Annotated in this window: 14 protein-coding genes and 2 pseudogenes; 4 read left to right on the top strand and 12 right to left on the bottom strand. The window is 70.4% G+C overall.

What is annotated here, in order from left to right; all coding sequences use genetic code 11:
• Positions 1-8: 8 nt before the first annotated feature.
• The 9 genes from eccD to H5411_RS36490 form a co-directional block, all read right to left on the bottom strand.
• Complete coding sequence (gene eccD / locus H5411_RS36530; protein WP_101440590.1) at positions 9-1,394, bottom strand: type VII secretion integral membrane protein EccD; 1,386 nt, start codon at positions 1,392-1,394, stop codon at positions 9-11.
• The gene (gene eccCa, locus H5411_RS36525; RefSeq protein WP_101440589.1) at positions 1,391-5,407 is read right to left on the bottom strand and encodes a type VII secretion protein EccCa; all 4,017 of its coding nucleotides are present in this window, start codon (positions 5,405-5,407) and stop codon (positions 1,391-1,393) included. The genes eccD and eccCa overlap by 4 nt, the downstream gene beginning before the upstream one ends.
• Complete coding sequence (locus H5411_RS36520) at positions 5,404-9,189, bottom strand: hypothetical protein (RefSeq protein WP_183126436.1); 3,786 nt, start codon at positions 9,187-9,189, stop codon at positions 5,404-5,406. The genes eccCa and H5411_RS36520 overlap by 4 nt, the downstream gene beginning before the upstream one ends.
• Positions 9,190-9,234: 45 nt before the next feature.
• The gene (locus H5411_RS36515) at positions 9,235-9,789 is read right to left on the bottom strand and encodes a hypothetical protein (protein ID WP_101440585.1); all 555 of its coding nucleotides are present in this window, start codon (positions 9,787-9,789) and stop codon (positions 9,235-9,237) included.
• 40 nt (positions 9,790-9,829) lie between these two features.
• On the bottom strand, positions 9,830-10,129 hold the full coding sequence (locus H5411_RS36510) for a WXG100 family type VII secretion target (protein WP_101440584.1): 300 nt from the start codon (positions 10,127-10,129) through the stop codon (positions 9,830-9,832).
• Positions 10,130-10,160: 31 nt separating this feature from the next.
• Entirely contained in the window at positions 10,161-10,499 is a 339-nt protein-coding gene (locus tag H5411_RS36505; RefSeq protein WP_101440583.1) for a WXG100 family type VII secretion target, read from the bottom strand.
• 419 nt (positions 10,500-10,918) lie between these two features.
• Positions 10,919-11,467, bottom strand: coding sequence for a DUF1062 domain-containing protein (locus tag H5411_RS36500; RefSeq protein ID WP_101440582.1), 549 nt, complete (start codon positions 11,465-11,467; stop codon positions 10,919-10,921).
• A gap of 208 nt (positions 11,468-11,675) precedes the next feature.
• Entirely contained in the window at positions 11,676-12,131 is a 456-nt protein-coding gene (locus H5411_RS36495) for a hypothetical protein (protein ID WP_101440581.1), read from the bottom strand.
• A gap of 10 nt (positions 12,132-12,141) precedes the next feature.
• Positions 12,142-13,176: a bile acid:sodium symporter family protein gene (locus H5411_RS36490; protein WP_101440580.1), complete on the bottom strand. Its 1,035-nt coding sequence runs from the start codon at positions 13,174-13,176 to the stop codon at positions 12,142-12,144.
• A gap of 97 nt (positions 13,177-13,273) precedes the next feature.
• On the opposite strand from H5411_RS36490, the gene H5411_RS36485 reads away from it, so the two are divergent.
• Positions 13,274-14,137, top strand: coding sequence for a LysR substrate-binding domain-containing protein (locus tag H5411_RS36485; RefSeq protein WP_101440579.1), 864 nt, complete (start codon positions 13,274-13,276; stop codon positions 14,135-14,137).
• Here H5411_RS36485 and shbA read toward each other — a convergent pair.
• Both shbA and H5411_RS48640 read right to left on the bottom strand, forming a co-directional pair.
• Entirely contained in the window at positions 14,114-14,794 is a 681-nt protein-coding gene (gene shbA / locus H5411_RS48025; RefSeq protein ID WP_244194986.1) for an RNA polymerase sigma factor ShbA, read from the bottom strand. The genes H5411_RS36485 and shbA overlap by 24 nt on opposite strands.
• A gap of 51 nt (positions 14,795-14,845) precedes the next feature.
• Positions 14,846-15,001 (bottom strand): annotated as a pseudogene (locus tag H5411_RS48640) (sigma factor-like helix-turn-helix DNA-binding protein); the annotation flags it as partial.
• A gap of 693 nt (positions 15,002-15,694) precedes the next feature.
• On the opposite strand from H5411_RS48640, the gene H5411_RS36475 reads away from it, so the two are divergent.
• Entirely contained in the window at positions 15,695-15,964 is a 270-nt protein-coding gene (locus H5411_RS36475; protein WP_037812602.1) for a WhiB family transcriptional regulator, read from the top strand.
• Between the two features lie 133 nt (positions 15,965-16,097).
• On the opposite strand, the pseudogene H5411_RS36470 reads toward H5411_RS36475, so the two are convergent.
• Positions 16,098-17,090: pseudogene (locus H5411_RS36470) on the bottom strand (RNA polymerase subunit sigma-70); the annotation flags it as partial.
• Between the two features lie 99 nt (positions 17,091-17,189).
• Here H5411_RS36470 and H5411_RS36465 point away from each other — a divergent pair.
• Entirely contained in the window at positions 17,190-17,933 is a 744-nt protein-coding gene (locus H5411_RS36465) for an SDR family NAD(P)-dependent oxidoreductase (protein ID WP_101440576.1), read from the top strand.
• A 158-nt stretch (positions 17,934-18,091) separates the two neighbouring features.
• Positions 18,092-19,318 (top strand): LCP family protein, encoded by a 1,227-nt coding sequence (locus tag H5411_RS36460; protein ID WP_101440575.1) that lies wholly within the window; start codon positions 18,092-18,094, stop codon positions 19,316-19,318.
• Positions 19,319-19,431 lie beyond the last annotated feature (113 nt).

Raw genomic sequence — 19,431 nt, 5'->3', positions numbered from 1 at the left:
TCCTTCGCTCATGCGGTGAGCCCGACGGCCCACGCGTAGACGCCGAACAGCTGCAGCAGGATCGGGATGATCGCCACCGCGCTCAGCGTTTCCAGCCAGTTCGCCAGATGTCCCCAGATCGGCAGCAGCCGCCGCGGCGGCGGGCGCAGCATCGCCAGCAGGAGCAGGAAGAACACCAGGCACAGCCCGGCGAGGCAGGCGCCCCGCCACGGCGTGGGCAGCGGCTGGATCAGCGCCAGCGCGAGCAGCACCAGGCCGATCGCGCCGGCGACGGCGAGCGGAACCCGCTGCCACACGCCGAGCAGCGCCCGAGAACGCATCAGCACCGCCGCGGACACCAGCCCGCCGAGGATCGACGGGAACAGCCCGTGGCCGACCAGGAACGGGAAGCAGCCGACGAACACCGCGGTGGCGGCGAGGCAGGCGATGGTGAGGTAGCCGTCGGCGTACCCGGTCTGGTGCACCATCTGCGCGGCCGGCATCGGCTCGATGTCGTACTGCAGTTCGCCGGCCGACCGCGGCAGCTGCGGACCGCGGATGCGGGCGAACCGGATGCCGATCCGCGGCGCGAACACCATCAGCCCGACCAGCACGAAGGACACCAGTCCGGCGGCCTGTTCGGCGGTGAACCCGGCGCCGAGGTGCAGCCACAGCGAGATCGCCCCGGCCAGCCCGGTCGCGACCACCGCGCCGAACGGCACGAACGGAATGGCGTGCGACCACGCGGCCCGGCCGCCGAGCACCAGGCCGCCGGCCAGCGCGAAGGCCAGGCAGCCGGTCAAGATCGGGGTGCCCTGGAGGTCGAACGCCGGAGCGAGCCCGGCGACCGCGACCGCGCCCGCCAGGAACGCGAACCCGCAGCCGCCGAGTCCGAGCAACGTCAGCAGGGCCTTGTCGTCGGAACGCACCCCGGTCGCCACGGCCGCGACGACCAGCCCGAGCGACACCACGCCGCCGCCGATCGCGGTCAGCCCGGCCGAACCCGGGTAGAGCAGCACCCGGGCGAGGACGACGAGGGAGAAGATCGCGAACCCGAGGAACAGGCCGCGGTTGAACTCCGGGCGCCAGCGGCCGGGACGGCGGCTCACCGCGGTGGCCATGCCGTCCGCGATGTCGTCGAAATCCAGTTCCGGCAGCGGATCCGCGCGAGGGCGCAGGTGGAATTCCTCGCCCTCCTTCCAGTCCAGCGACTCCGGCGTGCCCGACGCGTCGAGCGGCTCCTCGCCGAGCCGCTGCAGCACCCAGGCCTCGCCGAGGTCCTCGCGGCCGCCGGTGTGCTCCAGCAGCACCGGAAGCAGGCTGGTCAGCGGGACGGACATCGGCACCGCCAGGTCCGCCCGGCCCTGCGGCCCGTACACGGTGATCCGGCACAGCTCGCCGGTCGACGCGGTCATCGCACGCCCCTTTCGGTCATCGCGAGCGGCGACCAGCCCTCGCCGGTCCGCTCTTCTTCCGCGATCGCGGTCTGCACGAGCTTCACGCCGCGGCGGGTGACGAGCTGCGCGCGTCCGGCGGGCAGCTGCCGCGGAGCCGCCTCGCCGAGGAATTTGCCCTCCTCCTTGGGGTAGGAGAACACCACGCCCGGGCTGCCGAGCTCCCAGATCCGGCGGACCACCGAATCGCTCAGCGCGCGCATCGCACCGGAGGTGCTGCGGCTGAGGATCAGGTGGAACCCGATGTAGGAACCCTGCGACAGCAACGACAGCAGCGGTTCCAGCGGCGAGCCCATGCCGCTGGTCAGCAGCTGGTAGTCGTCGACCACGAAGAACAGCCGCGGGCCGGTCCACCAGTCGCGGCGTTTGAGGCGGTCCGCGGTGATGGTCTGGTCCGGCACCCGCGGGGTGAGCGACACGCTGGCCTGCTGCGCCAGTTCCTGCAGTGCCTCGGTCGTCGTCGCGTAGCCGACGCGGTACGCCTCGGGCACCTCGGCGTCCAGCTGGCGGCTCGGGTCGGCGAGCACGATCTTCGCCTCGCTCGGCGAGTAGCGCGTCAGCACCGAACGCAGGACCACCCGCAGCAGGTTGGTCTTGCCCGTTTCGTTGTCCCCGAAGGCCAGCAGGTGCGGGGTGGCCGCGAAGTCGTGCCACACCGGCAGCAGCCGCTGCTCGTCCTGGCCGAGGGCGATCCGCAGGTCGCCGTCCGGCGCGGGCAGCTGGGCCATCGGCAGTTTCGCGGGCAGCAGCCGCACCGCCGGGGCCGGTGCGCCCGGCCAGAACAGGTGCACCTCTTCGGCGACCGCCTTGGCCGCCGCCGCGAGGTCGTCGGTGTTCCCGCTGCCGTCCATCCGCGGCAGGCCGGCGAGGAAGTGCAGGCCGTCCGGGGTCAGGCCGCGGCCCGGCTGGTTCGGCACCGTTTTCGCTTTGCGCGAGCCGATTTCCGACTCCATCGGATCGCCGAGGCGGAGCTCGAACCGCGTCTGCAGCAGGTCGCGCAGATACGGCCGGATCTCCGACCAGCGGGTCGCGCCGATCACCACGTGCACCCCGAAGGACAGCCCGCGCGAGGCCAGCTCGCCGATCTTCTGTTCCAGGTCGCCGTAGTCGTTCTTGAGGCTGTACCAGCCGTCGACCACCAGGAACACGTCGCCGAACGGATCCTCGATCTGGCCGCTGCGGCGCAACGCGCGGTAGGCGTCCATGGATTCGATGCCGTGCTCGGAGAACAGCGTTTCGCGGCCTTCCATGACCTGCGAGATTTCCTCGATGGTCCGCACGACGCGGTCGCGCTCGAGCCGGGTCGCGACCGAACCGACGTGCGGCAGCCCGGACAGCGACATGATCCCGCCGCCGCCGAAGTCCAGCCCGTAGAACTGGACCTCCTTCGGGGTGTGCGTCATCGCCAGCGCCAGGACGAGCGTGCGCAGCAGGGTCGACTTGCCGGTCTTCGGCCCGCCGACCACCGCGACGTGCCCGGCCGCCGACGACAGGTCCGCCGTCAGCAGCTCGCGGACCTGCTCGAACGGCCGGTCGATCATGCCCATCGGCACCCGGAGCTTGCCCCAGTGCGCCGGATCCTGCACCGACATCCCGCGCACCGGATCCGGCGTCACGCTCGGCAGCAGCGAGTCCAGGCTCGGCGATTCGGCCAGCGGCGGCAGCCACACCTGGCGCGCCGCCGGACCCGCGCCGGCCAGCCGGTCGATGAACGCGTCGGCGAGCGTCGGGCCGCCCGGCACGGCGGCTTCCAGGGCGTCCACATCGGACTGTTTCTCGGCCGGTTCCGGTTCGTCGTCGCGGATGATCAGCTTGGCCGGCCGGGCCTCGGTGCGGAAGGGGACGACCTCCCGGCTGGCGCGCGCCGCCGTCATCGCGGAGTTCTCGCCGTTGCCCGCGGGGACCGGACCGGAAACGTAAGCGGCCTTGAACCGCACCAGGTTCGTCGTGTCGATCTTCAGGTAGCCGTTGCCCGGCTCCGGCGGCAGCTCGTAGGCGCTGCCCGCGCCGATCACGCTGCGGGACTCCATCGAGGAGAAGGTGCGCAGCGCGATCCGGTACGACAGATGGCCTTCGACGCGGTGGATGCGGCCCTCGTCCAGCCGCTGCGAGGCCAGCAGGAGGTGCACGCCGAGGCTGCGGCCCAGCCGTCCGACGGAGACGAACAGCTCCATGAACTCCGGCTTGGCGCTCAGCAGTTCGGAGAACTCGTCCACGACCAGGAACAGCGTCGGCATCGGGGCCAGCTGCTCGCCGGCCGCGCGCGCCTTTTCGTATTCGTACAGCGACGGGTAGCCGCTGGCGCGCAGTTGTTCCTGCCGCCGCACCATTTCGCCGTTGAGGGAGTCCTGCATGCGGTCGACCAGCGGCAGTTCGTCGGCGAGGTTGGTGATCGTCGCCGAGGTGTGCGGCAGCCGGTCCATGCCGAGGAACGTCGCGCCGCCCTTGAAGTCGACGAGCACGAAGTTGAGGATCTCCGACGAATGCGTCGCCGCCAGGCCGAGCACGAGCGTGCGCAGCAGCTCCGATTTGCCCGAACCGGTCGCGCCGATCAGCATCCCGTGCGGGCCCATGCCGCCCTGCGCCGATTCCTTCAGGTCCAGCTCGACGATCTCGCCGTCCTCGGTCACGCCGATCGGCACCGACATCCGGGCCCGCTGCGCCGTCCGCGGCCGCCACTGGGCCGGGATGTCGAAGGTGTGCACGTCCTTGATGCCCAGCAGCGCGGTCAGCCCGAAGTCGCTTTCCAGCGGCTGGTCGGCGATTTCCAGGGTGCCGCTGGTCCGTTTCGGCGCGAGCAGCCGCGCGAGCCCCTCGACCTGGGTCACCGAAAGCTCGTCCCGGGTCGCCGAACCGACTCCGCTGCCGGCCGGGAACTCGACCAGATCGTCCTTCGTGGTCAGTCGCAGCACCTTGGGACCGCCGGGGAGCGCGCCGGTCACGTCGAGCAGCACCACGTTGCGCAGGCCCGCGCCGACCAGCCGCGAGGACTCCGGGATCGTCGCCAGATGCGCCACGATCACCACGAACGGCTCGGTCGTCGTCGGCCCGACGGTCTTGTCGTGGTCGTCGCGATCGGCCACGTCCGGGCCGAGGAGGTCCATCAGCTCGTCGTGGTCGGCGGCGAGCAGCCGCAGCGGGCCCGCCGCGTCGCGCAGGGTCGGATGGTTGTTGTGCGGCAACCACTTCACCCAGTCCCACTGCGCCTGCGCGGCTTCGGTGGTGAGCACCGCGAGCCGCAGCTCGTCCGGCGAATGGAAGGCGACCAGCTGCGCGAGCATCGCCCGGACCAGCGCGACCGCCGCGTCCGGGTCGCCGTCGAACTCGACGCTCGTGAAGCTTCGCAGCCCCACCGCGGTCGGGATCCCGGACAGCGTGCGGTAGGTCTCGGTGAACCGGCGCAGCGAGATCGCCGACAGCGGTTCGAGGTCCTCGATCGGCTTGGTCACCGGCGGCACCAGCTCGAGCGCCGACTGCTGCGTGCCCAGCCCGATCCGCACCCGCGCGAAGTCCTCGTGGCTGATCCGGCGCTCCCACAACCGCGGGCCCATCGCGAGCGACCACAGCGAATCCGGGGCCGGGTTGTTCCAGGCCACCGCGAGCCGCTGCTCCTCGGCGGTCGACCGGGCCCGCTCGCGGACCTGGCCGATGTAGCGCAGGTAATCCCGCCGCTCGGCCTGCATCTTGCGCTTGCGCTCGGCGGCGGCGCGGGACAGCTGCCCGAGGCTCATCGCGATCATCGACACGCCCATGCCGCCGCCGATCACGTAGGTGAACGGCGAGCTGCCCGCGACTCCCGAGAACGCCAGCACCATCACCAGCGACCCGATGGCCATCGGCAGCATCATCAGCAGCGAGTTGAAATCGCGTGCCGCCGGTTCCGCCATGACTGGCGGTTCCTGCAGTTCCTCTTGCCCCTCGGGCATTTCCGGACCCGCCGCGCGCGGGCCCCGCTTCACGGTTTCCGTGCTCATTCGAGGACCCCCGGGACAGTGCGGCGAGCGGGCTTGCCCCAGGCCGAATCGTCCTGCCGGAGCAGGTCGGCCATCGTGCGTTCCTCTTCTTCCTCGGTCTCTTCTTCGGCGGTGTCCTCCTCGGGCTCCAGCGGTTCCGGAGCGTCGCCGCAGGTAGGCAGCTCGTCGGGAACGATCTCGGCCGGGCCGCCTCGAACCCGCTGGTAGGTGCCGAACGCGGGGGTCTCGTCGGGTCGCCACGGTTCGTCGCTGCGCTGGACGAAATCGGTGGTGATTTCCTGGGCCCGGTCGTCTGCGGGGGCGGTGACCGGCAGAAGGGCGGGCAGGAAGTCGGCGGTGCCGACGTCCCAGGCTGAGGTGTCCTCGGTGTCGACGGGTTGCACTACGGGAATCCTTAAGAGGTCGGTCTCCTCGGGGCTCGCAGCGGTGCCCCAGCCGGTGTTCGCCGGAGTGGACCGCGGTTCGGTGCCGTCCGGGCGGTCGTCGGCACGCTTGGGCGGCACGAGGGAGTCCACAGTGGACGACCAGGGGGCGGGGTCGGCCGGTGGAGTTTCGCCTTGTGCGCTGGGGTTTCCGACGCCGATGGGGGTGTTCGGTGCCCAGGGTTGCTGGATGTTGCCGAGCAACCCCGCCGAGTCGGGCCGTTCGGCGGTGGGTGTGGTCGTCCCGCCGCCGGTGCCACCCGGCGGGACCATCGGCATGCCGGGTCCTTGCGCCACGGAACCGTTGCCTTGCGCGGGGGTCCAGCTGGCCGGTGTGCTCGGGGAAGTTTCTTCCCGCGCGCTGGGGTCCCCGACGCCGATTGGCGGGTTGATCCCGTCGTTCGGTCCTTCCGCCTGCTGGTTCTTGGCCCAGTCGATTGCGATGCTCGGGGGTGTTTCGCCTTGGGCGATGGGGTTTCCGACACCGATGGGAGTGTTCGGTGCCCAGGGTTGCTGGATGTTGCCGAGCAGTCCTGCGGAGTCGGGCCGTTCGGCGGCGGGTGTGGTTGTCCCGCCGCCGGTGCCACCCGGCGGGACCATCGGCATGCCCGGGCCTTGAGTCCCCTTCGCCGAAGGCGCCCAGTCCGCTGATTCGCTCGGCGGCGTCTCACCGGACGCGCTCGGGTCGCCGATGCCACCCGGCAGGTCGGCCGTCCACGGCTCCTGCACGTTGCCGAGAAGTCCAGCCGAATCCGGTCGTTCCGCGGCGGGTGTGTTGAGTCCGCTGCCGCCGCCCATGCCGCCTGGCGGGACCATGGGTGGTGTTCCCGAGGCCGGGAGTTGCTGCTCGTGGTTGCCGATGGGTTCGGGCTGTTTGGGCAGGTTGCTTTCGTCGAGGCCCTTCACGCCTGGCCCGGCCGGTTCGCCTCCTGGAGCGTTAACCGCTGCTGGTGGCGGTGCCCATTCGGCGGAGTGGAGCGGTGGTGTGTCGCCGTGCGAGTCGGGGTTGCCGATGCCGTCCGGAGGATTGGTGATCCACGGCTTTTTGATGTTGCCGAGCAGCCCCGAGGAGTCGGGTCGTTCGGCAGCTGGTGTGTTGAGTCCGCTGCCACCGCCCATGCCGCCTGGCGGGACCATCGGCGGTGTTCCCGAGCCCGGGAGCTGTGGTTGTTCATGGTTGCTGATGGGCTCCGGGAGTTTGGGCAGGGTGCTTTCGTCGAGGCCTTTCACCCCCGGGCCGCTCGGTTCTCCGCCGCCTGGAGCGTTGACCGTTGCTGGCGGCGGTGCCCATTCGGCGGAGTGCAGCGGTGGCGTGTCGCCGTGCGAGTCGGGGTTGCCGATGCCGTCCGGTGGGTTGCTGATCCACGGTTTCTTGATATTGCCGAGCAGTCCGGAGGAGTCGGGTCGTTCGGCAGCTGGTGTGTTGAGTCCGCTGCCGCCGCCCATGCCGCCGGGCGGGACCATGGGCGGGGTCCCGGCACCTGGGATCTGCTGTTGTTCGTGGTTGCCGACGGGGTCCGGCAGTTTCGGCAGATCGCTCTCGCCGAGGCCCTTGATCGCGCCCGGACCGCTGTCTCCGGGGCTGCCCACACCGTCGCCGGTCCCGCCGCTCGCGCCGGGCGGGGGAGCCCACTTGGCGGAGTGCAGCGGCGGTGTGTCGCCCTGTGCGTCGGGGTTGCCGATGCCGTCCGGCGGGTTGCTGATCCACGGCTCTTTGATGTTGCCGAGCAGCCCGGAGGAGTCCGGTCGTTCGGCGGACGGCGTGTTCAGTCCACCGCCGCCGCCCATGCCGCCTGGCGGCATCATCGGGATGCCGCTGCCGCCGGGCGTCTGGTTGCCCGGCGGGGTGTTCAGGCCCGGTGGCAGATGCGCCGGGTTGAGCGCGTTGTTCGCCAGGTGGCCGCCGGAATCGCCCGGAGGCGGCGGAATCGAAGGCGGGTTCACGTGCCCGCCCGAACTGCCCGGCGGGGCCGGGATGGAAGGCGGGTTGACGTGCCCTGATCCGCCCGAGCCGCCCGGCGGGGCCGGGATCGACGGCGGGTCGACGTGCCCGGACCCGCCCAGGTTGTTGCCCACGGCTCCGGGCGGAGGCGGGATCGACGGCGACTTGAGGTTGTTCCCTCCCGCCGAATCACCGGGAGGCGGGGAGACCTTCGGCGACTTGACGTTGCCGTCCCCGCCTGCGCTGTCGCCCGGCGGCGGAGGAATAACCGGCGGCGGAACCTGCGAGCCCGGCGGCTTCTGCAGGTTCGGCGATTTCACGGTGTTCCCTCCGACCCCGTTGGGCGGCGGCGGAATGGACGCAGGAGGCGGCGTGCCGTTGCCTCCGGGACCGTTGACGTCACCCGGTGGCGGTTGCACGACGGCGTTCTTCAACGGCGGCGGCACGTTGTTGCCGCCAGGACCGTTGACGTCACCCGGAGGCGGCGGAAGCACCGCCTTGTTCACCGGCGGCGGCGTGCCATTGCCGCCGCCATCGCCACCTCCGCCCGGAGGCGGGGACACAGGCGGCGGATTCGGCGCAGGCGGCGGCTGCGTCACCGGGGGCGGCGGCGGAGCCGTCGGCGGCGGAGGGGGAGGCGTCACCGGCGGAGGAGGCGGCGGTGTGGGCGGCGGCGGAGGCGGCGGTGGTGGTGGAGGAGGCGGGGGAACGTTGCCGTCCCCGCCGCCGGGCGTCGGAGGCGGGGTCGTCTGGCCCGAGTTGACGTGCACGGTGTTGTACTTCTGCGCGAGCTGGCCGGCCACCTTGCGCATGTCGTTGGTCATCATCTCGACGGCTTCGGGGAACTGCGAGATGTACGCGCGCCCGTCGCTGAGATGGTATTTGCTGCCCTGGGCGAGAACCTGGCTGGCGTAATAGCTGTCGATGTAGCGGATCGTGTCCTGCGCCCATTTGAGGTACGCCGCGGAATTGACGAGGTTGTTCGGCACGTTGTTGGCCCCGCCGCCGTCTCCGATCCGGTCCGCCAGATCGGAGAACTTGTTGGCCAGCGCGGTCATCATGTCCTTGAACTTCGTCGCGGCGTCGCCCTTCCACGGACCGTCGGGTCCGGCGAGGGCGGCGGTCTGGTCCTGAATGGACTGAGCGACCATCGCGAGGTTCTGCTGCGTCTCCTGAAACACCCCGGCCGCGTCCTGAAGCGACTGCCAGTTGACGTTGCCGTAGGCCTTGTCAAGGTTGTCCTGGCCGCCCGACAGCGAACCGCCGCCGAGGATCGCCGCTTCGATCTGCTTCCACGTCAGGCCGTCGAAATCCTTCGACGGGTCACCAGTGGTGTTCTGGTTGCCGGACTGCGTGGTGTCCGGCCAGACCCCGTTGTCATCCGAGGTGAACCCGTGGGTGTTGTTGTCGTCCGACATCTTCCCTCGATCGCTTGGAAACCGGAAAGACCGCCGCCCGTCCGGTCAGGGTTTCTGACCGGCGCCGGTGATGTGGCCGCTGACTGTGTTGAAGTACTGGTTGTAGTCGTCGGCCGACATCTTGTTGACCTCGTCGGCGTTGTCGTACGCCTTGGAGGCCTTGGTCACCGCGTCCGCCACCTCGTCGAGCGCCTTGCAGAGGTCGTGGATCGCGGTGCGGGTGGCGTCCCGCAGCTGGTTCGTGCCCTGGATCGGCGTGGCGATCTTGCTCTGCGCCGTGAGGAACACGCCCGGTTTGAGCTGGATCCCGTCGAGCTTCGCCGGAAGATCCTTCAGCGGCCCGTCCGCGAGCGTCTGCATGTTCTTCGCGAACGTGCGCATCGCCTCGGTGTTGACCGCCGTGACGCCCTTGCCCGGATGCTCGGCGCCGCCCGGCACCGGCGGCGGCTTGCCGACGTCGCCCGGCGGGATCCACTCGTTGTTCACGTCCGGCGGGGCCTGGTCGCCGGGACTGTGGAACTTGCCGTCCGACGAGGTCTGCTGATGCTTGTTCGACGTGTCGTTGTTCATCCCGTAATTGGTGTCGCCGAGAGCCACCATCGTCGTTCGCCCTCCTTTCCGTCTCCGCGGGGGAACGGCCTCAGTTCGCGGCGAACCGCTTGGCGTTGTTGCCCTCGGTGTTGGAGGTGCCCTCGTTGATCTGCGCGAGGGTCTGCGAAGCGGCGTCCAGCGCCTGCGGCAGGGTGAGCGCCGCCTGGTGGCAGTAGGTGTAGGTCTCGTGGAACATGTCCGCCGCGACACCGGTCCAGTTTTCGCGCTGGCCCTCGATGACGGCCTTCATCTGGTCCAGCAGCTCGGTGATCTGGTTGGACTGCTGCTTCGCCTGCCCGACGGTGTCCTGCATGGTCGCGAAGCTGATCTGGAACTGGCCCAAAGCCATGAGAAGTGTCCTTTCGTGGGAAGGAAGGGGATCAGAAGCCCTGCAGACCGCCGCCGCCGATGACCGCGGCCGCGTTGTGGGCGGTGGAGGTGTTGTCCGAGTCCCGGCTGTCGTACTCGCTCGCCGAGGTCTGCACGTTCTGCGCGAGCTCGTCCAGCTTCTGCACGATCTTGCGGACCGTCTGATCGAACTGGCCCATGGCCTGGTTGAACACGTTCGCCGAGTCCGACCGCCAGGTGCCGAACAGCGTCTGCATGGTGCCGTCGACCTTCTGGTTCACGCCGGTGATGTTCTGCCCGGTGTCGCTGATCGTCTGCGCGCCCTTGCGCATGACGTTGGTGTCGACGCGGGCGCCGTCCTGCGAAGCCATGCTTTCTCCTCTGATCGGGTTCTCCGGATATGACGGCCTGGCATGCCAGACCGCCGACGTCGCCGCGGTTGCCCTTCGTTCGGCCGATACGGAGAGCAGGGGGAGACTGCGGACTTACGGTAAGCGCCGGTCTACGGGTTGTCGCCGCGTTGTTCCCTTCTGAACACCAGTGCACGGACGGCGGGGCAAGCGCCGCCTCCGCCCCGGGGCGCGGGCCCTCGGCAACGCCTTTCGCCGCACCGGGTTACGCACGATTGCCCGTTCAGGCACCGCTGTTGCCCGGGTTCGCGGTTCGCGCTCATGCGAGCGGAAGCCGGGCGCGGTCCCCGCCCAGTCCGCTGTGGACAGACGGTGCCGGTTGTCCGTGCGGGGAACCCCGAGGGATGCCCCAGGGTTCCCGCACGGCTTTTCGGTGCGGCTCAGTACTTGAGCGTGAAGGCGAAGTCGCCGGAGAGCTTGCCGCCCAGCCGGACCGCCGACACGACCTTCCCCTCGGCGAGCAGCCGCTCGACCTCGGCTCGGGAAAGACCGCAGCCCTCGGCGATCAGCCGCACCGGCCGGACCGGGATCCGGGCCGCGAAGCCGACCGCGACGTCGATCGCGTCCTGGTCCACACGGTCTGGACCACCGGTCTCGAGCCGCCAGGCGCCGTCCCAGTCGAGCGCGATGCGGTTGCGCCGTTGCAGGACCGGATCCTGGAGCAACTCGGCGGCGAGGCCGGGATCGTTGTGGTGCAAGCGATCCAGCAGCTCCGGCCGGACCGAGCGCAACCTCGCCCGTTCGAACACGGTGAGTTTCGCCGTTTCCCCGCAGCCGGTGCAGAGCACGAGAAGCCAGGCGTCGATGAGTTTGTGGTTGGCATTGACACGGAACTTGCCGTCTGCCCGGAAGCGTCCGGACGTGCAGGCATGGCAGCGCCGCCGGACGAGCGGCAGGCAAGTGGGCAGGACTGTCCAGTGATAGAGCACAGGAGTACACCGATTCCAGTGAGAATTCCGCAGCACGAAGAAGCGCGGCGCGCAAACGCGGCGCGCGACGAGATCAGAGCTTGGGATGCCTCACGCGATGGACAACGGCACGTCCTTGCCTAGCCGACACGGGTCGGGCGAGGGTAGCCGCGGACCCGGGCACTGCTCCACTGGTTTTCCGGCTGGGCGTTGACACCGGCGAGCGCGGTCAGTCCGGCTCCGGAGCGCTCGTGAACTCGACATACAACGAGCTCGCGACCACGACCCGGGCAAGCGGCGTGATTTCTGGCTGGACGTAGGAGAACGGCGTGTCCGCGACGGTCAGATCGGCTGTCCCACGCGCGTAGCCCGCCATCCAGCCCGCCAGTTCCGGCGGCGACCGGCGGTCCAGGTCGCCGAGCAGGAAGTGCAGCGCCTGCGAGAACGACTTCCCGGTCAGCTGGTCGAGGAAATCCGCCATGCCGACGCTGTGGGAGATCGGCAGCCCGATCGTTTCGGCCGGGGCGGACTCGCCCGCGCCGACCAGGTACTCCGGCGAACCGTGCGGCAGCCGCGGCGCGTCGGCGGGCTCCCAGAAGATCAGCGCGGCCGACTTGCCGCCGTGCACGGCGCGGTAGTTCAGCCGCCGCAAGACGCCGTTGCCCCGGCGCTGGAACTGGCGCACGCGGTCAACGTCAGCCGACCGCCGCGAGTTCTCCCGGCTCCTCGGCGGCCGCCTGCCGGGCGTACCGGCGCGCCAGTGCCGCGCACACGATCAGCTGAATCTGGTGGAAGAGCATCAGCGGCAGCACGATCAGCCCGACCTCGGCGTGCCCGAACAGCACCGTCGCCATCGGCAGGCCGCTCGCGAGGCTCTTCTTCGACCCGCAGAACATGATCGTGATCCGGTCCGCGCGGGCGAACCCGAGCAGCCTCGCGCCGCCGCTCGTCGCGCCGAGCACCGCCGCCAGCAGGACGCAGCAGACCGCGACGAGCGCCAGCAGCGGGCCGAGGTCCAGCTGATGCCAGATGCCCTCGGTCATCCCCTCGCTGAACGCGGTGTACACCACCAGCAGGATCGAACCGCGGTCGACGATCTTCAGCGGCGCGGAATGCCGCTGCACCCAGCCGCCGATCCAGCGGCGCGCCAGCTGCCCGGCCACGAACGGCACCAGCAACTGCAGCACGATGTCCAGCACCGCCGAACCGCTCACACCCGGGCCGTCGGTCGACAGCACCAGCGCGACGAGCAGCGGCGTCAGCACGATGCCGAGCAGGTTGGACAGCGACGCGCTGCAGATCGCCGCCGCGACGTTGCCCTTCGCGATCGAGGTGAACGCGATCGACGACTGCACGGTCGACGGCAGCAGGCAGAGGAACAGCACGCCGGTGTACAGCGGCGACGTCAGCAGCCCGGGGGAGAGGACCGACGCGGCCAGTCCCAGCAGCGGGAAGAGCACAAAAGTGGCGCAGAGCACCGTGACGTGCAACCGCCAGTGCCGCATCCCCTCGACCGCTTCCTGACTGGAAAGCCGTGCGCCGTAAAGGAAGAACAGCAGCCCGACCGCGATCTTCGTCACGACGCCGAACCCGGTCGCGACCGCGCCGGACGCCGGCAGCAGCGAGGCGATGCCTACGGTGACGAGGATCAGGGCGATGAACGGGTCGATCCGCAGCTTGGCGAGCACAGCCGAGACGGGGCGGGCGAGCGAGGCGAGCACGGTGGTCATGGAACTCCTTTCCCCGCCATTCTCTCGTCGCCGACGGTCATTCGGAACCCCGATTACTGTACTGACTGTCATTGTGAAAGCAGATAAGATGTGACGCATGCTGGATCCGCGGTTGTGCCGGTCTTTCCTTGCGGTGGCGGAAACTCGCAGCTTCACGGCGGCAGCGCGGCGGTTGGGTGTGGGGCAGCCCACAATCAGCCAGCACATCCGGCGGCTCGAGTCCGAGGCCGGCGGGCTGCTGTTCGCCCGGGACACGCACGCGGTCGACCTGACCGCGCGCGGGCAGGCGATGCTCGGTTTCGCACAGACCATTGTGGACACCGAGGAGCGCGCGGCGCGGCATTTCCGCGGCGCGCAGGTGCGCGGCCGGGTCCGGTTCGGAGTGTCGGAGGATTTCGCGCTCGGCGAGCTGCCGGAAATCCTGCGTCGGCTGCGGGAAAGCCATCCGCTGGTGGACGTCGAGCTGCACGTCGAACTGTCCGATGTGCTCGCTCGCCGGATCGCCGAAGGACGCCTCGACCTGGTGCTCGGCAAACGCCGCCCGGGTGCGCCCGGCCCGGGACGGCTGCTGCGCCGCGAACCGCTGGTGTGGATCGGCTCGGCGGCGACGGAACTCACCCCCGGCGACCCGGTGCCGCTGGTGCAGTACCCGATGCCGTCGGTCACCCGGCAGCTGGCGGTCGAAACGCTGGAGCGCGCCGGGCTGGAATGGCGCGCGGCCTGCCTGACGTCCAGCCTGACCGGCCTGCGCGCCGCGGCGGCCGCGGGGCTCGGGATCACGGTGCACGCCCGGAGCCTGGTGCCGTCCGACCTGGTCGAACTGCCCGCCGAGCTCGGCCTCCCGGACCCGGGCGACGTGGATTTCATCCTGCTCTCCCGGGACGCCAGCGAGGGGCCGGTCGCGGCGCTGGCGGAGTTCGTGGTGGCGCGGATCGGGTCAGCGTCGTCGTTCGAGAGCTGAGCGGAGCCGCAGCAGGGCGCGGTATTGCGCGACCCGGACCGCGCCCGGGGTGGAGCCGACCGCTTCAGCCGTTTCCTCGGCGGACAGTCCGACTACGACGCGCAGCAGCACGATCTCCCGCTGTCGCTCCGGCAACAACCGCAGCAGCTGAGCCAGCTGCCGGTTCAGCTCAGCGCGCAGTGCCCGTTCCTCCGGTCGGTCGGCGAGATCCGGCACCTCCGGCAATTCGGCCACCGTCTCGGTCCGGTTGCGCGCGTGCGCCCGGTGCGCGTCAGCCACCTTGTGCTGCGCGATCCCGTAAACGAAAGCGAGAAACGGCCGCCCCTGCTGCCGATAGCCGGGCAGCGCCGTCAGCAACGCCAGGCAGACTTCCTGCGCCACGTCGTCGGCCGAGGAGTACGCGTCGGCTCCGCCCAGTCGGGCCCGGCAGTAGCGCACGATCAGCGGCTGCACGGCGGCGAGCAGCTCCTGCGCCGCCTCCGGATCTCCCTCGATCGCGGCGCGCGCCGGGCCGTCCAAACTGAACCGGCCGGCCGGAACCCGCGGTGCGGCCACGACGGTCGCCTCGGTTTTCACCCGGGTCAACGCGTCCTCGACGTCGAGCGCCGAGCGCAACGCGTTGACCAGTGCGGCAGCGGCTTCGCGCAGTGCGGTCATCAGGGCCTCCTCGCGCCCGGCCAGGCCGAGCCGGTGTTTCAGCCGTTCCCGCGCGTGTCGCAGGTTCGAGCGGACTGTGGTGCCCGCCATGTCGAGCGCGGACGCGATCGCGGCGGGCGAGAACCCGTCGAGCGACCAGGTCAGCACCGTGCGCTGGGTCTCCGGCAGCGTCGAAAGCAGTTCGACCGCGCGCGCGTTCCGCTCCACGACCGACGCCAGCCGGTCGCCCGGCGGATCCGCCGGCGGGGCGCCGCCGTCGAACCACGTCTGCTCGGCGGCGAGCCGGACGGCGGTCAGCCGCACCGCCACGCGCGGGTCTCCCGGCGGCGGCCACGTCCCGGTTTCCTCGACGAACGCCTCCACCGCCACCTCGCGCGCGGTGCGCGGCCCGAGCCCGCCCGCGCACAGGAACGCCACGAGGCGAGGGAAATCGCCGCGGAAAAAGCCGTCGAACCCCGCCACGCGCACCCCCTCCCGATCCCGCACTTGTCGAACAGGTGCGGTGACGCGCCCGTGAGATGTAACGATCGGGTCACGGAACGAGGGTTAGGGTCGGGGCTGGCGGGTACCTGGGCCGGACGGGCAGTTCGCCCGGGCGCGCGGCGGAAGGGGGAAATGGCGCGCGGAAAAAGGAAAACCCGGGACCGGCGAGCGGCCGTGCGGAGGCGGTAGCACGTCCGGCGGCAACCGCGTCCGCGATGTGAGCTGAATCGAAATTTCGCGCGCGGGCGGTGATCGGTGGTAAGTTGGAAAGCCGGTCGTCCGCCGGGTCCTTCGCGGCCCGGGGCGGTTCGGCCGGAAAAGCCCACCGAACACCCTCCGAAGGCATGGCGCGTCCGTGCGCGCGGAGAAGTCGGTTGACCACGCTTCGACAATGAGGACAGGAGGTGAAAAGCAACAATGGAACTCACGGCCACCAGCTGGCTCGCCCGCGCGGCGTGCCAGGACGAGGACCCGGAACTGTTCTTCCCGATTTCCGACATGGGTCCCGGGGCGCAGCAGGTCGCGAAGGCCAAGGCGGTCTGCGCGCGATGCCCGGTCCGCGCGGAATGCCTTTCCTATGCTCTGGACAACGGTCTCGGCAACGGGATCTTCGGGGGAACCACCGAGCTGGAGCGCCGGAAGCTGGTGCGAACCGGCTCCGCCGCCGCACGGCATCGAGTCGCCTGACCGCGAGCCGGTGACCATTTCCCGGCGGCGAGGGCGCTAGCAGTTTCCCCCACCACGACCGGCACGAAGCCCGGAACTCGGTGGTTGCGCCCGGGCGGCGATCGCACACCAGCGATCGCCGCCCGGGCGTTCTTTATTCTTCGAACGTTTCGGCGAGTCCGTACGGCGCCAATGCCGCCGTTTCGAACGCGGCCATCGCCGTGACCAGTCCGTTTCGGACGGTGAGGACGCACACGCCGAAAGCGCGATAAACCGATTCGCCGGGCCCGCGCAGATATCCGGCGACGGCCGGCTGCCGGTTCGCGCGCACCGGCACCATCCGGAAACTGCCCCGGTAGTACGGCGACCGCGGATCGAAACTCGGCCCGAGCGCGGCGAGAATCCGGTCGCGGCTGTCGAACCACAACGAATACGGCGGCATCACCGCACGCGCGTCCTCGCTCAGCAGCGCGGCGACCGCTTGCACGTCCGCCGATTCGTAGGCGGCGATGAACTTCCGCAGCAGCGCCGTTTCCTCCGCGGTCGTGGTGTCCGGAGCGGACCACTCGGCGCGCCGGGCGGGCAGCTTGGTGCGCAACGTCTCCCGGCCCCGCTGCAGCGCGCTGTTCGCCGAGGCCACTGAAGTGCCCAGCAGTTCGGCAGTGTCCTTTGCGGACCAATCGAGCACGTCGCGCAGGATCAGCGCGGCACGCTGCCGAGGCGGGAGCAACTGGATGGTGGCGAGGAACGCCAGCTCGATGGTTTCCCGTTCGACGATGGCTGCGCCGGTGTCGTCCGGCGCCGCGGGGTCGAGCAGCAGATCGGGGAACGGCCCGAGCCACGGCACGTCCAGCGCGGAGATCTCGCCGGTCGGGTCGGCCGCCGGGCCTAGTTCGTCCGGCAGCGCCCGCCGCGGCCGCCGGGCGAGTGCGTCGAGGCACACGTTCGTGGCGATCCGGTACAACCACGTCCGCACGCTCGCGCGCCCGGCGAAGCCGCGGCGGCCTTTCCAGGCCCGGAGAAACGCCTCCTGCGTGAGGTCCTCGGCCTCCTCGAACGAACCGCTCATCCGGTAGCAGTGCACGCGGATCTCGCGCCGGTGCCGTTCGAGCAGGGTGCCGAACTCGTCGTCGCTGGTCACCCGGGCAACGGTAGCCCGCGAGCGGCAATTCCGGTTCTCGCCGACGCGAACACGCGCGACACCTCGTCCGCCCGCCCCGGGAACGGGCTGGCAGACTCACCCACCGTGAGCGGAACGGTGCTGGTGCTAGGCGGACGCAGCGAAATCGGGACGGCGGTGGCCGTCCGGCTGGCGCGCGGGGGCGCGCGGCGGTTCGTGCTCGCCGCGAGGCCGGGCGCGGACCTCGAAGAACAGACAGCTGCCCTGCGCGAGGCAGGCGCGGAGACCGTCGCGACCGAGGACTTCGACGCCGACGACCTCTCCGCGCACCGCCCGCTGCTCGATCGCGTCATCAAGGAGCACGGACCGCTCGAGACCGTCGTGCTGGCGTTCGGCATCCTCGGCGATCAGGCGCGCGCGGAGAGCGACGCGGCGCATGCCACCGCGATCGTGCACACCGATTACGTCGCTCAGGTATCGGTGCTCACTCACACGGCGGAACTGTTGCGTGCTCAGGGTTCCGGAAACCTGGTCGTCTTCTCGTCGGTCGCCGGGATCCGCGTGCGCCGGGCGAACTACGTGTACGGCTCGGCGAAAGCTGGCCTCGACGGGTTCGCTTCGGGACTTTCGGACGCTCTGCACGGCAGCGGCGTGCACCTGCTGCTCGTGCGCCCTGGCTTCGTGATCGGCCGGATGACCGAAGGAATGTCGCCCGCGCCGTTCTCCAGCACCGCCGACCAGGTCGCCGACGCGACAGTCGCCGCGTTGCGCCGTCGCCGGGAAGTGGTGTGGGTACCGGGCGTGTTGCGCTTGGTGTTCGCGGCGATGCGGTTCGTGCCGCGCGCGGTGTGGCGGCGGATGCCGCGCTGAACTCCCTGTGCCCGCAAGGACACCGGCTGTCGCCGCGCGCTCCGCCGAACGGGCAGCATCACATCTTCGCGACAGGTTTCTCAGGCTATTCCCAGCTAACGCGGCGATCCTCGAAAGGGAGGGTCGAAATCCGTCCCCGGGGAAGCGAGGAGCCGGCCGTGCTGATCACGTCCCGGGGCCGCCGGATCGGCGGCCGTGCGGTGCTGGGAGTGGTGTCCACCCTGGTGCTGGGCGCCACCGGATTCGCGTGGTCGCAACTGCACCGGCTGGACAACGGCCTCGTCACCGCCGACGTCATCGCGCCCTCGGCGCAGGTTCCGGACGCCTCGGCCGGGGAACCGCTCGCCGTCGCGCAGAACATCCTGCTGGTCGGTCTCGATTCGCGCACCAAACCGGACGGGACGCCGCTGCCGCAGAACGTGCTCGACGCGTTGCACGCGGGCGGGGGAGACGACGGCGGCAACACCACCGACACGATGATCGTGGTGCACATCCCGGCAGGCGGGGCGGCCGCCACCGCGATCTCGATCCCGCGAGACTCCTATGTGGACATTCCGGGATACGGCAAGCACAAGATCAATTCTGCGTACAGCCGGGCCCGCACCGATCAGCGGGGAAAGCTTGCCCAGCAAGGAATGAGCGGTCCGGCGCTGGAGGTGGCCGCGGACGCCGCCGGGGCGAAGTCGGCGATCGCCGCGGTGCAGGAGCTCACCGGGCTCCCCATCAACCACTACGCGGCGGTCAATCTCGCCGGGTTCGCCGCCCTGAGCCAGGCGGTCGGCGGAGTGCAGGTGTGCCTGAAAGCACCGGTGCACGATTCCTTCTCCGGCGCGGATTTCCCCGCCGGAGTGCAGACCATTTCGGGCACGCAGGCGCTGGCGTTCGTCCGGCAGCGGCACGGTCTTCCCAACGGCGACTTGGACCGGATCGCGCGGCAGCAGGCCTTCCTGTCGGCAATGGCGAAAACCGTCCTCGGCTCTGGCACCCTCACCGATCCGTCGCGGCTGTCGTCCCTTGTGGACGCTTTGGAAGCTTCGGTCACCCTCGACCAGGGCTGGAATCTGCTGAGCTTCGCCCAGCAATTGCACGGCCTCAGCTCGGGCGCGATCGCGTTCGGCACGATCCCGGTGCAGAGCCTGTCGCTGCCCACGCCGTCCGACGGGGACGCGGTGAAGGTGGACCCGGCGCAGGTGCGGCAATTCGTCCAGGCCCAGATCAGCTCGCCGGACGTCTCGGCTTCGGGAGGAACGCCCGACTCGGGCACGGTCCACCCGTCGTCGGGCGGCGGCGCGGTGCGCCCGATCGCGCAGACCACGACGCCGGCCCCGCCGTCGGGAACTCCGGCGCAGCCGAAGATGACGACCGCCAGCGGATGCGTGAACTAGGGCCCGAGCAGGTGGTCCCCGGCCGGATAAGCCCAGGCAGCCGGGCCGGGGGCGGATCTTGGTCGTTGCCCGGGCGGTAACGTCGGACCCCGACCGAGTCCTGCGGGGCAGGG

Origin of the sequence: Amycolatopsis echigonensis (genome assembly GCF_014174495.1) — a bacterium.
GTDB classification, from domain to species: domain Bacteria; phylum Actinomycetota; class Actinomycetes; order Mycobacteriales; family Pseudonocardiaceae; genus Amycolatopsis; species Amycolatopsis echigonensis.
Note: the sequence above shows the minus strand (reverse complement) of the source record. Positions and strands in the feature narration are given on the sequence as shown.